The organism is Sphaerospermopsis torques-reginae ITEP-024 (genome assembly GCF_019598945.1).
Classification (GTDB): Bacteria; Cyanobacteriota; Cyanobacteriia; order Cyanobacteriales; family Nostocaceae; genus Sphaerospermopsis.
The window spans coordinates 684,836-698,451 of the sequence record NZ_CP080598.1 but is presented as its reverse complement, the minus strand read 5'-3'; the positions used below and the strand labels follow the sequence as shown (position 1 = coordinate 698,451).

General features: G+C 37.2%; 11 protein-coding genes. 8 read left to right on the top strand and 3 right to left on the bottom strand.

Annotated elements, in window-relative coordinates:
* Nucleotides 1-418: 418 nt before the first annotated feature.
* From K2F26_RS03265 to K2F26_RS03245, 5 genes are all read left to right on the top strand, one after another.
* Nucleotides 419-1,303, top strand: a complete 885-nt coding sequence (locus tag K2F26_RS03265) for a fimbrial biogenesis chaperone (protein WP_220610333.1) — start codon at nucleotides 419-421, stop codon at nucleotides 1,301-1,303.
* A 62-nt stretch (nucleotides 1,304-1,365) separates the two neighbouring features.
* Entirely contained in the window at nucleotides 1,366-1,578 is a 213-nt protein-coding gene (locus K2F26_RS03260; RefSeq protein ID WP_220610332.1) for a hypothetical protein, read from the top strand.
* On the top strand, nucleotides 1,575-4,298 hold the full coding sequence (locus K2F26_RS03255; RefSeq protein WP_220610331.1) for a carboxypeptidase-like regulatory domain-containing protein: 2,724 nt from the start codon (nucleotides 1,575-1,577) through the stop codon (nucleotides 4,296-4,298). The genes K2F26_RS03260 and K2F26_RS03255 overlap by 4 nt, the downstream gene beginning before the upstream one ends.
* 226 nt (nucleotides 4,299-4,524) lie before the next feature.
* Nucleotides 4,525-4,914: a C6orf136 family protein gene (locus K2F26_RS03250; protein WP_096571581.1), complete on the top strand. Its 390-nt coding sequence runs from the start codon at nucleotides 4,525-4,527 to the stop codon at nucleotides 4,912-4,914.
* Between the two features lie 42 nt (nucleotides 4,915-4,956).
* Entirely contained in the window at nucleotides 4,957-6,144 is a 1,188-nt protein-coding gene (locus K2F26_RS03245) for a TRC40/GET3/ArsA family transport-energizing ATPase (RefSeq protein ID WP_220610330.1), read from the top strand.
* Nucleotides 6,145-6,672: 528 nt separating this feature from the next.
* On the opposite strand, the gene dnaN is transcribed toward K2F26_RS03245, so the two are convergent.
* Both dnaN and K2F26_RS03235 read right to left on the bottom strand, forming a co-directional pair.
* Complete coding sequence (dnaN, locus tag K2F26_RS03240) at nucleotides 6,673-7,821, bottom strand: DNA polymerase III subunit beta (protein ID WP_220610329.1); 1,149 nt, start codon at nucleotides 7,819-7,821, stop codon at nucleotides 6,673-6,675.
* 443 nt (nucleotides 7,822-8,264) lie between these two features.
* Nucleotides 8,265-8,438, bottom strand: coding sequence for a hypothetical protein (locus K2F26_RS03235; RefSeq protein ID WP_220610328.1), 174 nt, complete (start codon nucleotides 8,436-8,438; stop codon nucleotides 8,265-8,267).
* A 219-nt stretch (nucleotides 8,439-8,657) separates the two neighbouring features.
* Here K2F26_RS03235 and K2F26_RS03230 point away from each other — a divergent pair, with 219 nt between their 5' ends.
* Nucleotides 8,658-9,737: an RNA-guided endonuclease InsQ/TnpB family protein gene (locus K2F26_RS03230; protein ID WP_220610327.1), complete on the top strand. Its 1,080-nt coding sequence runs from the start codon at nucleotides 8,658-8,660 to the stop codon at nucleotides 9,735-9,737.
* Nucleotides 9,738-9,951: 214 nt separating this feature from the next.
* Here the strand turns inward: K2F26_RS03230 and dnaA are convergent, their stop codons facing one another.
* Nucleotides 9,952-11,328 (bottom strand): chromosomal replication initiator protein DnaA, encoded by a 1,377-nt coding sequence (gene dnaA / locus K2F26_RS03225; protein ID WP_220610326.1) that lies wholly within the window; start codon nucleotides 11,326-11,328, stop codon nucleotides 9,952-9,954.
* A gap of 154 nt (nucleotides 11,329-11,482) precedes the next feature.
* Here dnaA and K2F26_RS03220 point away from each other — a divergent pair, with 154 nt between their 5' ends.
* Complete coding sequence (locus tag K2F26_RS03220; protein WP_220610325.1) at nucleotides 11,483-12,742, top strand: HhoA/HhoB/HtrA family serine endopeptidase; 1,260 nt, start codon at nucleotides 11,483-11,485, stop codon at nucleotides 12,740-12,742.
* A gap of 89 nt (nucleotides 12,743-12,831) precedes the next feature.
* Nucleotides 12,832-13,371 carry a peptide deformylase gene (gene def / locus K2F26_RS03215; RefSeq protein ID WP_220610324.1) on the top strand — a complete coding sequence of 180 codons (540 nt, stop codon included), beginning with the start codon at nucleotides 12,832-12,834 and terminating at the stop codon, nucleotides 13,369-13,371.
* Nucleotides 13,372-13,616 lie beyond the last annotated feature (245 nt).

Below are 13,616 nucleotides of genomic sequence, written 5' to 3'. Positions count from 1 at the left end.
TATCAAGTATTGAATTGAGACTATTGCCGACGCGAAAACCAAGCAATGATGGTGGTAGTCTTTTTCAGAAACTTAATTGGAACACAATCGCGTTGGGCTACAGCGTGAAAGTCTACAGAGGGATAACCGCTCCCATGCTCCCGTTGAAGTAGAAAGTAAAGTCTAGCTTTGTCTAGGTTTTATATAGCAGGATCTAAAACTATCAAATCTCGGATAGACGGTAAAGTCATGAACCGAGATTTGAATAGTGCGCGAGGAATTTATCTTCGTGCATTGGTTGATACGCCTTGGTTAAGAACAAATCTTAAGTTATGTATTTGTTAGCATTGGTTAGCAAAAAAGTATCGGAATAACCTGAAATCCATTTTTTAAGTAAATTAATCCTATATATCTGTATCTAAATTTAAGCTACACACTGATGTATACTATCCACCGTTCTGTTCTGAAAAATATTCTTAATTTTGCCATCTGTGCAGCTACCGGGGGAAGTTTGATTGGAATCCCCCTAGTGCTATTTAACCAAACTGCTCAAGGACAGTCTTTAAATTTGATTCCAGGGATTGTGGAATTAGATACCGAACGCGGTCAGGCAGAAGGGACATTTACTGTGAGAAATATGAGTAATACTAACCCTATTCGCGCTCGACTTTATGCTGAACCTTTTTCTTACACCGATCTAGGTTTACGTCTAGAGCCTAACAGTAAAGCGGATCTGACTCCTTATCTTGTATTTTCGCCCCGTGAATTAACAGTAGGACCCGGACAATCTAGACAAGTGCGTTTAGTGACTCGGATTCCTGGAAATATTACTAATAAAGAGTATCGAGCGGTTGTTTATGTTCAATCTTTAACTGAATCTCCTAATAATCCTAATGTACCTCAGAATGTAACTGCTTCCCAATTAGCTCTTGTTACCAGAATTGGCGCAACTGTTTATGCTCGTCAAGGCCAGGTTGCTCCTGATATTCAGGTGACAGGAGTTAGCTATGATCCTAAAGCAAGACAAATATTGCTGAGTGTAAAAAACACTGGTACAGGTTCAACTCGTGCTAGTGTTGAATGGAGTTTGAAACAAGGAAATAAGGAAATTGTGAGCAAAGTAAATGATCCTAATTCTATAGTAGCAGAAAGTAGCCGCAAATTCCCTATTAATTACCCACCCCAAAAAGAAAAGCCTCTGGCTCCTGGTACTTATAATTTCTCTGGAAAAATTTTGTGGACTAATAAAGGTTGGGCTTTAAATTCCCAGGAGAAACAAAACGTTTTACCATTTAATTTTTCCTTGACTATACCAGCTAAATAGGCCTATTGAGATGCAAGTTCGTGGATATTCTCTTACAACTTCTGAGGTTGTACTCAGTATTTGTGTCTGTTGTTGCATTAGTATTAATTCGTACTGCTGATGTATTGGCGCAAACTCAGGATAAACTACCTGTGAGATCCAAAATCAAGGATTCTGACCAAACAGTAGGTTTTTCTGGTGTTAAGGATATAGAAAAATCAACTCCACCTCAACCCACAGAAAACTTTTTGCGGGTGATAGATTTAGAAAAAAAAAGCCAATTCTACCAGAATTGACATCTGAATCAATAAATACTGAGAAAAATATAGAGTTTATCCGGGTGGTGGATTTGGAAACATTATCTGCACCTGAAACCTCTAACCAACCCCTAAATACTGAATCAATCAACAGTAAAGATCAGGAAGAGAATCAGAATCAAAAGTCACCAGTTAATGAGGTGACAGATTCTACCGTATCTTCCTTAAACCAATCTATATTAATTCCCCCCGTTGATCCTAAAAGTATTGCTGCTCAATGGGGTATTTTGCCTTTGGGTATACAAGTTAGTGGACGTGCGCGATCCAAAAATACCTTAGTCAGAGGAATGGAAGATGGTTCTGAGGCAATTCAGTTTGATGATTGGCTTGTACCTTATGATAAGATTATTAAGGCTTTAAATATTAAGGTGACTAATTTGCCTAATGGTGAGGTACAGTTGCGATCGCCTACCGTTGTCTTCAATTTTAATCTTAGCCGCCTCAGACTTGATCCGGAAATTGGCCCTGTTTTATCTATCCGAGATATTAAAGATTGGTTTGGTGTAAACCTAGAATTTGATATCAATAATTATGCTCTCCAAATCACTCTTCCGTTGAACAAGCAATCTGAATATAGCAAAAATCCCGTTGAAGTACCGATTGATTTTACGAATATCCCCTATATATCTGCACCCTTATTCAGTGTCACGACTATAAATAATCAAGAATCAGTCCAAAAAGACGGTTCTCGTTCTCAACAAAATCGAACAGTTACCACCAGTGGTAGCTTCAAAGGAGGAGCATGGCTTCTCAGACTCAATCAAACAGCAACGGAAAAGGAAAATACTTGGAGATTAGGTTCAGCCAGCTATACCCTAGAAAGTGATTCTACAGATCTATTTGTAGGTTCACAAACACCTTTTTGGCGTAGCACAAGCTCTAATTCTTATTGGGGTGTAACTACTGTGAATCGTTGGGGATTTACTATGTCTCCTGGAAACGGTGGATCAGCAAACAATCGCGCACAACCTCTGCGCTATGGTCAAACAGTCAGAGGAAAAGCTGCACCAGGAACTTTAGTACAGATACTTCCTCGCTATGGTCGAGAGATTTTAGGAGAGGTGTTAGTTGATAAATCAGGAGAATACAGATTTGACGACATCAGTCTGTATGAGGTGCGATTATTATTATATGCCCAGGGAAAACTGACATCTGAACCAGAGGAAAGGATTGTTGCTCTGCCTATCATTATTGGACAACTGCCTCCCCAAGCTGCATCCTTAATTTTATCAGCTGGTATAGGACGCAATAATGTTGTTAATAGCAAAGATTTCTTAGGTACTTTCGAGGATTTACGGACGGCGGTAAGTTATCGTTATGGGGTATCCCAGGAACTAACGGTAGGATTAGGTGCGAGTTATGAAGATAGTTTTCGGGGTTTTACAGAGTTATTTTTTCAACCTGAAAATACTCCTCTACAAATTACAGCTTCAGCTTTAACTCCCACTGGGAAAAAAGATTGGGAAATTGACGCTAATATTCGCTATAATCCCAATCCCCAAACCCAATTCAATTTCAATACAAATTTGCAAGCTAGTCGTTTAAATATCGGTCAAAGTATTTCACCAAATCTATCAGTATTTGGTAATTTTAATTATGACTACAACTCTACTTCACCATTTAGGTACAATATTGGTACGCGCAGCCGTTTTTCAGGAAACAAAATTTCTGCCTCACTGGTTTTACAATGGGATAGTCTGAGTAAACTACAATGGTATTTAACAGGAAGATCAGGTGATTTTGAATTGACACATTTTGGTAATGATTCTATTACCAAAACTAACCTGACTTACAATATGATAAAAAACCATAGTGACCTAGTGTTGAATTATCAAAAAATCGCACCACTTGATTTGATAAATCCCACGGGTAATTCTTTGCTAACCCTAAGTTGGCGTTTGAAGCCGGAAATGTCTCAATTTGAGCTAGAATTAGGTTATGGTATAGGATCTAAGGGGTCAGGATTTATGACTAAGTTCTCCCGTGAGATTTTTTCTGGTTTATTTTTGGAAGCCAGTTATAGTAATATTGATTTGGGGTCTAATGCCGATAGATTTAGGCTTGTACTATCATCGTGTTTTGACTTACAGCGTGGTTTTTGCAGCGCAAATGCTACAGGAGCAGCCCCGAAAGTTACTAATGGTATTTTATTAAAACCTTTTTTCGATGAAAATAATAATAATTTTCAAGATGTTACAGAACCTATACTAAATAAAAAATTAGATTTACTTTTGACTATCAATAACTATCCTATTTCCAAATATCAACCACAAGTGACCAAGCATGGTATTGTATTATCCCTAGCACCGGGACTTTATCGTTTGGATTTAGATCCCTCTGGTTATCCTTTAGATTGGTATCCTACTAAAAATACTGCTGTAGCAATTGAAGTTAAAGCAGGAGGTTTTACGGAAGTCGTTATTCCCTTTGCCCAATCTTACACGATGTCAGGAATTGTGACTGATTTGCAAGGAAAACCTATTTCTGGTGCTAGAGTTGAAGCTGTAGCTTCTACTTCTAGTTCTAATCAAAGAGTTTTTTCAATTACTAGTTCTAATGGTATGTATTATTTAGAGGGATTAGTAGGCCGTAATTATAATCTTTTTATTAATAGTATGCCGGCAGAACCAAAAACAATAGATTTAGGCCAATCTTCTGAACCCTATCAACAGATCAATTTGCGATTTATCTCTAAATGAAATTCAGCACTTCAATAAGTAATATGAAAAACTATATTTGTTTGTTTGGTTTTCCAAACTCGCTTTGGGATTTGACAATACCTCATTTGCGTAGGTCAGCACGGTTTTATTTTGAGTTTTAACCTTTGTCAGCGGACAAAACGTTAAGAGGGAATAGGGAAGAGGGAAGAGGGAATATATAATTATTATTTACCAATCACCAATTACCAATTACCAATTACCAATCATGGATATTTTAGAAACACTTAAAGCCGACTATCAAAGATTTCCAGTTAATCAAACTTACAGCATTTATGCAAAGGATGTTTATTTCCAAGATGCTGTATTTAAATTTCGGGGTTTAGAACTTTATAAATGGATGATTAAATTCATTCAAACATTTTTCCTCAATCTCAAAATGGATTTACATAATATTCAACAACAAGAAAACACAATTAAAACCGAGTGGACACTTAGCTGGGATGCTGCATTACCCTGGAAACCAAGGATATCTATTTCTGGTTGGAGTGAACTCCGTCTCAATAATGAAGGTTTAATAATTTCCCACATTGACTATTGGCACTGTTCCCAATTAGATGTACTAAAGCAACACCTATTTTCCAGAAACAAAGGATAATGTAAATAAATGTAAACAAAATTCAGGCAGGACAAAATATCCATGCGAGTAATTTTAATGACTGGTAAGGGTGGAGTAGGTAAAACCTCCGTCGCAGCAGCAACCGGACTTCGTTGTGCAGAACTCGGTTATAAAACATTAGTTTTAAGTACAGATCCTGCTCACTCCTTAGCAGACAGTTTTGATATAGAATTAGGACACGACGCAAAACAAGTGCGCCCAAATTTGTGGGGTGCAGAACTCGATGCACTACAAGAATTAGAAGGTAACTGGGGTGCGGTAAAACGTTATATTACCCAAGTTTTGCAAGCACGGGGTTTAGAAGGAATACAAGCGGAAGAACTGGCAATTTTACCAGGAATGGATGAAATTTTCGGATTAGTGAGAATGAAACGTCATTATGATGAAGGAGAATTTGACGTTTTAATTATTGATTCTGCCCCCACAGGTACTGCATTACGTCTTCTAAGTTTACCAGAAGTTGGTGGTTGGTATATGCGGCGTTTTTATAAACCTTTTCAAAACATCTCTGTAGCACTCAGACCACTGGTAGAACCAATTTTTAAACCCATTGCTGGTTTTTCTTTACCAGATAAAGAAGTAATGGATGCACCCTATGAATTTTATGAACAAATAGAAGCACTAGAAAAAGTATTAACTGACAATACACAAACCTCAGTTAGACTTGTCACCAACCCAGAAAAAATGGTGATTAAAGAATCGCTCCGCGCTCATGCTTATCTGAGTTTATATAATGTAGCCACAGATTTAGTTGTAGCTAACCGCATTATTCCCAAAGAAGTAGAAGATCCATTTTTCCAACGTTGGAAAGAAAATCAAGAACAATACCGCCAAGAAATTCATGAAAACTTCCTCCCTTTACCTGTGAAGGAAGTACCATTATTTTCTGAAGAAATGTGTGGTTTAGCTGCATTAGAGAGACTCAAAGAAACTCTCTATAAAGATGAAGATCCAACTCAGGTTTATTATAAAGAAACCACTATTAGAGTTGTGCAGGAAAATAACCAATACAGCTTAGAACTTTATTTACCGAATATCCCTAAAAGCCAGATTCAACTGAGTAAAACCGGGGATGAATTAAACATTACTATTGGTAATCATCGCCGTAACTTAGTTTTACCACAAGCATTAGCAGCACTGCAACCAGCAGGGGCAAAAATGGATGATGATTATCTGAAAATACGCTTTGCTGACAGTGTGAGAGTTTAGGATATAGTTGAGAGTTGAGAGTTGATAGTTGAGAGTTGAGAGTTGAGAGTTGATAGTTGATAGTTGAGAGTTGATAGTTGAGAGTTGATAGTTGATAGTTGAGAGTTGAGAGTTGATAGTTGATAGTTGATATTTATTAACTGTCATCTGTCACCTGTCACCTATTCCTTAAGAGGGTGTTTGAAAAGTTTTGGATCGTGATTTTAGGCACCCCCCTGATCCCCCCTAGCCCTTAAAAAGGGGGGGGAACTAAAGTCAAAGTCCCCCTTTTCAAGGGGGATTTAGGGGTATCTATAAATATTTGATACGCCATCAGCGACTTTTAAAACATCCTCTAACGCTTTGCAGTAGATGATATCTACAAAATGGGATTTACCTGCTTCGCCCGTACAGCAGATCAAGGAGTCAGGAGGCTGGAGAAATGAAAATTGTAACTTTTGCCTTTTAATTTTCTCCCCCTGCTCCCCCTGCTTCCCCTACTTCCCCTGCTCTCTGTCACCTGTCACCTGTCACCTATTACCTAAGATGCTAATTTCTAAGCTGTACAGGCATAGCTAAATAGGTCATTTTTAACCCACCTAAAGGAGTAAAAATAACTGGGGTTAAACTTTGATTTAAGTGCATTTGAATTTCTGTAGAAGGTAATTCTTTCAAACCTTCCATGAGATATTTGACATTAAAAGCAATGTCTATATCTTCCCCAGAAATTTGCGCTGGCATTGACTCTGTACCACTGCCTACGTCTTGCGCTTCACAGGATAATGTTATTTCTTGATTTTCGTTATCAATGCTGATTTTGACAATATTATTTTTCTGGTCAGCTAATACAGCAATTCTTTCTAAAGTGCTGATAAATTGCTTCCGTTCTAATACTACTTGGCGTTCAAATTGACGAGGAATTAATTGCCGATAGGCGGGATATTGTCCTTCTAAAGTGCGGCTAGTTAAACGTTGATTTTGCCAAGCAAAAACTATTTGACCTTGATCTAAATATAAGGATACAGATTCTTCTGAAGAACTATGAGCCAACATCCGTTGTAATTCTCTTAATGCTCTTGCTGGTACTGTAACTTCTAACTGTTCGCTACCTTCTAAGGGACGCTCGTTAGCGGTTTCTAGCACTGCTAAACGGTGTCCATCGGTAGCTGCAAATTCTAAACTGTCTTGTTTAACGGTTAAATGTAACCCTGTGAGGACTTGCTTGGTTTCGTCGGTGCTGGTAGCAAAGAGAGAACCTTTTAAACCTTCAATTAATGCAGCGGTGGTGAGTTGAATTGGTTCTGAGACTTCAATTACAGGTAATTCGGGAAATTCTTCTGCACCCATAGCGCGGACTTGATATTTACCGCTTTTGGGTTTGAGGGTGACTACTATACCTTCTCCGGTGTTGTCTGCTGACTCGTCATCTAGGGAAATTTCCCCTTCTGGTAAACGAGAGGTGATATCTACCAGTAGTTTAGCAGGAAGAGCAATTTCTCCACCTTCAATTACTTCTGCACTAAAACTGGTACGGATACCCAGACTGAGATCAAACGCTGTTAAACTGACTTGGTTGGTTTCCGCATCCGCTTGTAAAAGCACGTTAGCAAGAATGGGGTGAGTCGGTCTGGATGGTACTGCACGACTGACGAGGGAAAGGTTCGTACTGAGGTCACTTTGAGAGCAAACTAATTTCATAGCGCAGGGAATAGGGAATAGGGAATGGGGAATAGGGTTGAGTTTGAGGAGATATATTTGTTCTCATCACACTGACAACCGCTATCAATATGGATTTAACAAGCGAAAAACAATGGTAACAAATTTTTGACATGGAAGATATAACTGCTAAAAAGCTGATTACTGATAGCTGATTGCTGATTGCTATATCTGTGGAAAAGCTGTGGAAAAGCTCGCTTAGTTTTCCACAAGGTAATTATACTTAATGTATTTTCTTGACAAAATTATTAAGTTTTCCACAACTTTTTCCCCAAATGGTCATATTTTTTCCACAATCGTAGCTAAATTTAACAATTTTTTATACTTGGCTTAACATTAGGTGACAGGTGACAGTGAGTTCTTCTAACAAAATTGTTGTAAATTATGCCCCGCAATAAACGCCAAATACAAGCCGGATACTGTTATCACATCACAACTCGTTGCAACAATCGTGAGTTTAGACTGACTCGATTAGAATGTCGGGAAGTATTTTTATATGCAATTACAATACCTTCGCCAAAATCAAAAATATCTTGATTTGTAGGTTGGGTTGAGGAACGAAACCCAACAAATACGTTGAGTTTACGTTGGGTTTCCACACGGTAAACCCAACCTACGGGAAAATGGCAAAGGTATTGTTCTACAGAGCTTGTCCTAAGTTGACAATTTACTAGACAAACCTATACAAGTACATACAAAACTACAAGTATTTGAAGTATACATGGAATAAGTTGACTAAAAAATTAAGCAAAATGTGTCAGAATTAAATAATAAAGTATAGTGTTGAAAATGGCTATCGCCACGCAAGCTATCAGCAAATGCTTTTATCCATCAAAACAAAACTCAAGTTAAATAAAACCCAGGAAATATTAATGGCTAAACACGCTGGTATAGCAAGGTTTACCTATAATTGGGGTTTAGCTACTTGGCAGGATTTGTATAAAGATGGATTAAAGCCAAACAAATACATCCTCAAGAAATTCTTTAATAATCATGTAAAACCTGAATTGGCATGGATTAAAGAAAAGGGTATTTGCCAGAAAATCACTCAATACGCCTTTGATAGTTTAGGTGAAGCTTTTCAAAGATTCTTTAAAGGACAGTCTCAATATCCTAACTTCAAAAAGAAAGGAAAAAATGATAGTTTTACAATTGATGCAGGTGGTAAACCAATTCCTGTAGGTGGTACATCAATAAAACTACCGACAATTGGATGGGTAAAAACTTATGAAGGATTACCTCACACCACCTGTAAAAGTATTATTATTTCCAGGACTGCTGATAGTTGGTATATAGCCTTTTCTTATGAACAAGAATGTCAACCAACTATCAAAAACCATGCTGTTGTTGGTGTTGATTTAGGAGTCAAGGAACTAGCTACACTAAGCACTGGTGTTATATTTCCTAATCCTAAACACTATAAACAGAATCTAGCTAAACTACAAAGATTATCCAAAGTCTATTGTAGAAAAGCTAAAGGTTCAAGCAATAAGCATAAAGCTAAAATTAAACTGGCTAGACATCATGCAAGAATAGCAAACCTGAGAAAAGATACTCTTCATAAACTTACTACTTACTTATGCAAAAACCACGCCAAGATAGTAGTAGAAGATTTGAATGTTTCAGGGATGTTATCAAACCATAAATTAGCCCAAGCAATAGCTGATTGTGGGTTTCATGAGTTTAAGCGTCAGCTAGAATATAAAGCTAAAAAGTTTGGTTGTGAAATTATAATTGCTGATAGATTTTATCCATCAAGTAAAACCTGTTCTCACTGTGGACATAGAAAAGATAGTCTTTCTTTATCTGAAAGAATTTATCACTGCGAGAACTGTAGTTTTGAGATGGATAGGGATCTGAATGCTGCAATTAATTTATCGCGTTTGGCTAAAGCGTGAAAGTCTACCGAGGGATAACCGCTCCCATGCTCCTGTTGAAGTAGAAAGTAAAGTCTAGCTTTGTCTAGGTTTTATATAGCAGATAATAGACTTGCAGTCCAGACAAGATACGTAGGAACTTCTGCAAATTGTAAACTTTTGTAACAGGTTTCAGATTTCCTCGCTACTCCTATTTCTGATAACGACTATTCATATTGATGCGATTTCTAAACTCCTATTTCTGATAACGAGTATTCATATTAATGCGATCGCTCAACTGTCGTAAGGTTTGCATTAAACTTTTATCTGTCTCCTGAAGTTGGGTAATTTTTTCACAACTATACATCACCGTTGTATGGTCTTTCCCGCCAAATTCCTCCCCAATTCTTGGTAAACTTAATCCTGTATATTGACGCATTAAATACATTGCAATTTGTCTAGCCCAGCTAATTTCCCGACGACGAGAATTACCTTTTAAATCTTCAATCGCCAGATTAAAAAACTCAGCTACCACATTTAAAATAACTTCCGGTGTAGCTTCCGGTTTTTGGCTATAAGTGCTTAAAACTGGGGTGATATTTTCCACAGTCATAGGTAAACCCCAAATCGAAATATAAGCCAAAGCCCGAATTAATGCCCCTTCCAATTCTCTAATATTAGAAGTATAATTATAAGCAATATATTCAACTACATCTCTAGGTAAACGAATATTTTCATATTCAGCTTTTTTCTGTAAAATTGCCATGCGTGTTTCTAAATCTGGGGGTTGAATATCGGCAATTAAACCCATAGAAAACCGCGAACAAAGACGCTCTTGTAAACTCGGAATTTGTTTAGGAGGACGATCCGAAGCAATCACAATTTGCTTTCCTGCCTCATGTAAAGTATTAAAAGTATGAAAAAATTCCTCTTGAGTATATTCCTTACCTTCCAAGAATTGAATATCATCAACTAATAAAATATCAGCAGCCCGGTAATGTTCCCGAAAATTTTGCATACTATCATTACGAATTGCCGTAATTAAATCATTAGTAAACTGCTCGGTTGAAACATAAAATATTTTAGAATCAGGATAAATTTCCCAACGATAATTACCAATAGCTTGCATTAAATGGGTTTTTCCCAAACCCACACCACCGCATAGAAATAAAGGATTAAATTCCCTACCGGGATATTCTGCCACTGCTAAAGAAGCAGCATGAGCCATTCTATTATTAGCGCCAACCACAAATCTAGAAAAAACGTACTTAGAATTTAACTCTGTACTTTTTTGTTGATGTTTGGGAACATTTGATTGAATAGTATTAACTGCTGGAACTGCCCAATTAACATCTTGTTGATTTAATCCAGAAACTTCATCACCTTGAACAGCAGTAATGTAAATTTCTACAGGATAACCTAAAATATCCTGCACCACACGCGCAATAGTATTGATGTAATACTTTTGCAACCAGTTTCTAGCAAATAAATTAGGAGTAGATATAACTAAGCAATTATTTTCTAGCTGTACTGCACTAGCAGTTTTAATCCAAGTTTCAAAGGTAGGACGAGATAACTCTAACTGTAAACGCTCTAACACCTGATGCCACAGATTGTCTAGGGTAAATTCCATCTTCTACTACCTTTGCTGCTAATTGCCACAATAGAAGGAGATATGAGCAAAAAATTATGTAACTTTATGTAACTTGAAACTGTAACCATTCTGGTTGAAACCAGGTAGCTAATATCCTACCACCTAGCGACTAACACGGAGAAAAAATAACATCATGAATACGAATCATCATCATCTAGAATCCAAACATATTGATACCAGTGATTTGATCCACCACAGGAAAGCAAAAACCAGAGTTTGGATGTTAATAACTGGGTTAGCCGCAGTAGTTCTTAGTGGCTGCTCTAACTTAAATAGTAGAACCTTAGAAGCACAACAAGGCACAAATCAATTAGAAAACACTACAAACACAAATTCGGGAATTGTGCCTCCTGCCATTATCGCATCTTCCGGCGACCCTAATTTTGTTGTTAAAGTAGTACAAAAAGTAGGTGGTGCGGTAGTTCGCATTGATTCCGCGAGAACCGTCACATCTCAAATACCAGCAGAATTTTCCGATCCATTTTTCCGCAGATTTTTTGGTGATAGAATCCCCCAACCAAGAGAAAGAGTAGAAAGGGGTAGTGGTTCGGGATTTATTATTAATTCATCTGGGCAAATTTTGACTAATTCTCATGTTGTAGATGGAGCAGATGAAGTTACGGTAACACTCAAAGATGGGCGAACTTTTGAGGGTAAAGTATTAGGAGAAGACCCAGTTACAGATGTGGCAGTCATTCAAATTAATGCTAATAATTTACCAGCTATAGCTTTAGGTAATTCTAATACCTTGCAACCAGGAGAAGCGGTAATTGCTATTGGTAATCCTTTGGGTTTAAATAATACAGTTACTTCAGGAATTTTGAGTGCTACAGATCGTTCTAGTAGTGATATTGGCGCTAGTGATAAACGAGTAGATTATTTACAAACAGATGCAGCCATTAATCCTGGTAATTCTGGCGGTCCATTGCTCAATGCTCGTGGTGAAGTTATAGGAATGAATACAGCAATTATTCAAGGCGCTCAAGGTTTAGGCTTTGCCATTCCTATTAATACGGTGCAAAAAATTTCTCAAGAATTAATTAGCAAAGGTAGGGTAGATCATCCTTATTTGGGTGTACAAATGGTGACGCTGACACCAGAAGTTAAGGAAAGAATAAATGCTAGATTTGGTGATAGACTAAATTTAGTTGCAGAACAAGGAGTTTTATTAGTGAGAATTGTTCCTGAATCACCAGCCGCAATAGGTGGACTCAGAGCAGGGGATGTGATTAAAAGTATTAATAATCAACCTGTAAATAAAGTAGAAGAAGTGCAAAAATTAGTAGAAAATAGTCAAATTGGTAGTCCTCTACAGGTTCAAGTAGAACGCAATGGAACAACTGTTCAATTAATAGTTAAACCTGCACCTTTACCCATTAGAGATGATAGGTGATAGGTGACAGTAATAAGAGTAGGGGTAATTCATGAATTACCCCTACACAAGAATCAAGTTTTTAGTCTGATTTTACAGGAGTTTTAAAAATGACCGATAAATCATCAATTATTCAATTAGGAAATCCTAAATTACGTGAAAAAGCTGCTTGGGTTGAAAATATTCAAGATGAGAAAATTCAAAAACTCATTGATGATTTAATAGCTACAGTTGCTCAAGCTAACGGTGTGGGAATTGCTGCACCTCAAGTAGCTGAATCATTACGTTTATTAATTGTTGCTTCTCGTCCAAATGCGAGATATCCAGATGCACCAGCAATGCAACCAACAGCAATGATTAATCCGCAAATTATTAGTTATTCCACAGAAGTTGTTAAAGGTTGGGAAGGTTGTTTAAGTGTTCCCGGAATTAGGGGTTTAGTTCCTAGATATCAAACAATTGAAATTGAATATACTGATAGAAATGGAAATTTACAACAACAAGAATTAACTGATTTTGTAGCGCGGATTTTTCAACATGAGTATGATCATTTAGAAGGAAAGGTATTTTTAGACAGGGTAGAATCTACTCAAGACTTGATGACTGAAGTGGAATATCAACAGAGGATAGTTAAAGCTGATAATAGCTGATTGCTGATTGCTGATAGCTTAATGCTCAATACAAACCCTACTACATAAGGTTGAGTCTGAATTATGAAAACATCTACCATTAGCCAGAGGATTTCATGAAAGAAATTAGAGTAAATTAAAAAGCTTATTGTAAGCATTCAGCCGTCAGCTAACAGCCATTAGCAAAATTTCCCAAAATATAGGTAGGGAACTAAAATTTATAATTTTCCCACCAATTTATATGTGAAGGGTATTAAAAGCTGATT

Bases quoted from the DNA above. Each gene is read 5' to 3' on its own strand.
- K2F26_RS03230 (WP_220610327.1), top strand. From the start codon at position 8,658: ATGCTTTTATCCATCAAAACAAAACTCAAGTTAAATAAAACCCAGGAA.
- K2F26_RS03245 (WP_220610330.1), top strand. From the start codon at position 4,957: ATGCGAGTAATTTTAATGACTGGTAAGGGTGGAGTAGGTAAAACCTCC.
- K2F26_RS03265 (WP_220610333.1), top strand. From the start codon at position 419: ATGTATACTATCCACCGTTCTGTTCTGAAAAATATTCTTAATTTTGCC.
- K2F26_RS03250 (WP_096571581.1), top strand. From the start codon at position 4,525: ATGGATATTTTAGAAACACTTAAAGCCGACTATCAAAGATTTCCAGTT.
- dnaA (WP_220610326.1), bottom strand. From the start codon at position 11,328: ATGGAATTTACCCTAGACAATCTGTGGCATCAGGTGTTAGAGCGTTTA.
- def (WP_220610324.1), top strand. From the start codon at position 12,832: ATGACCGATAAATCATCAATTATTCAATTAGGAAATCCTAAATTACGT.
- K2F26_RS03220 (WP_220610325.1), top strand. From the start codon at position 11,483: ATGAATACGAATCATCATCATCTAGAATCCAAACATATTGATACCAGT.
- dnaN (WP_220610329.1), bottom strand. From the start codon at position 7,821: ATGAAATTAGTTTGCTCTCAAAGTGACCTCAGTACGAACCTTTCCCTC.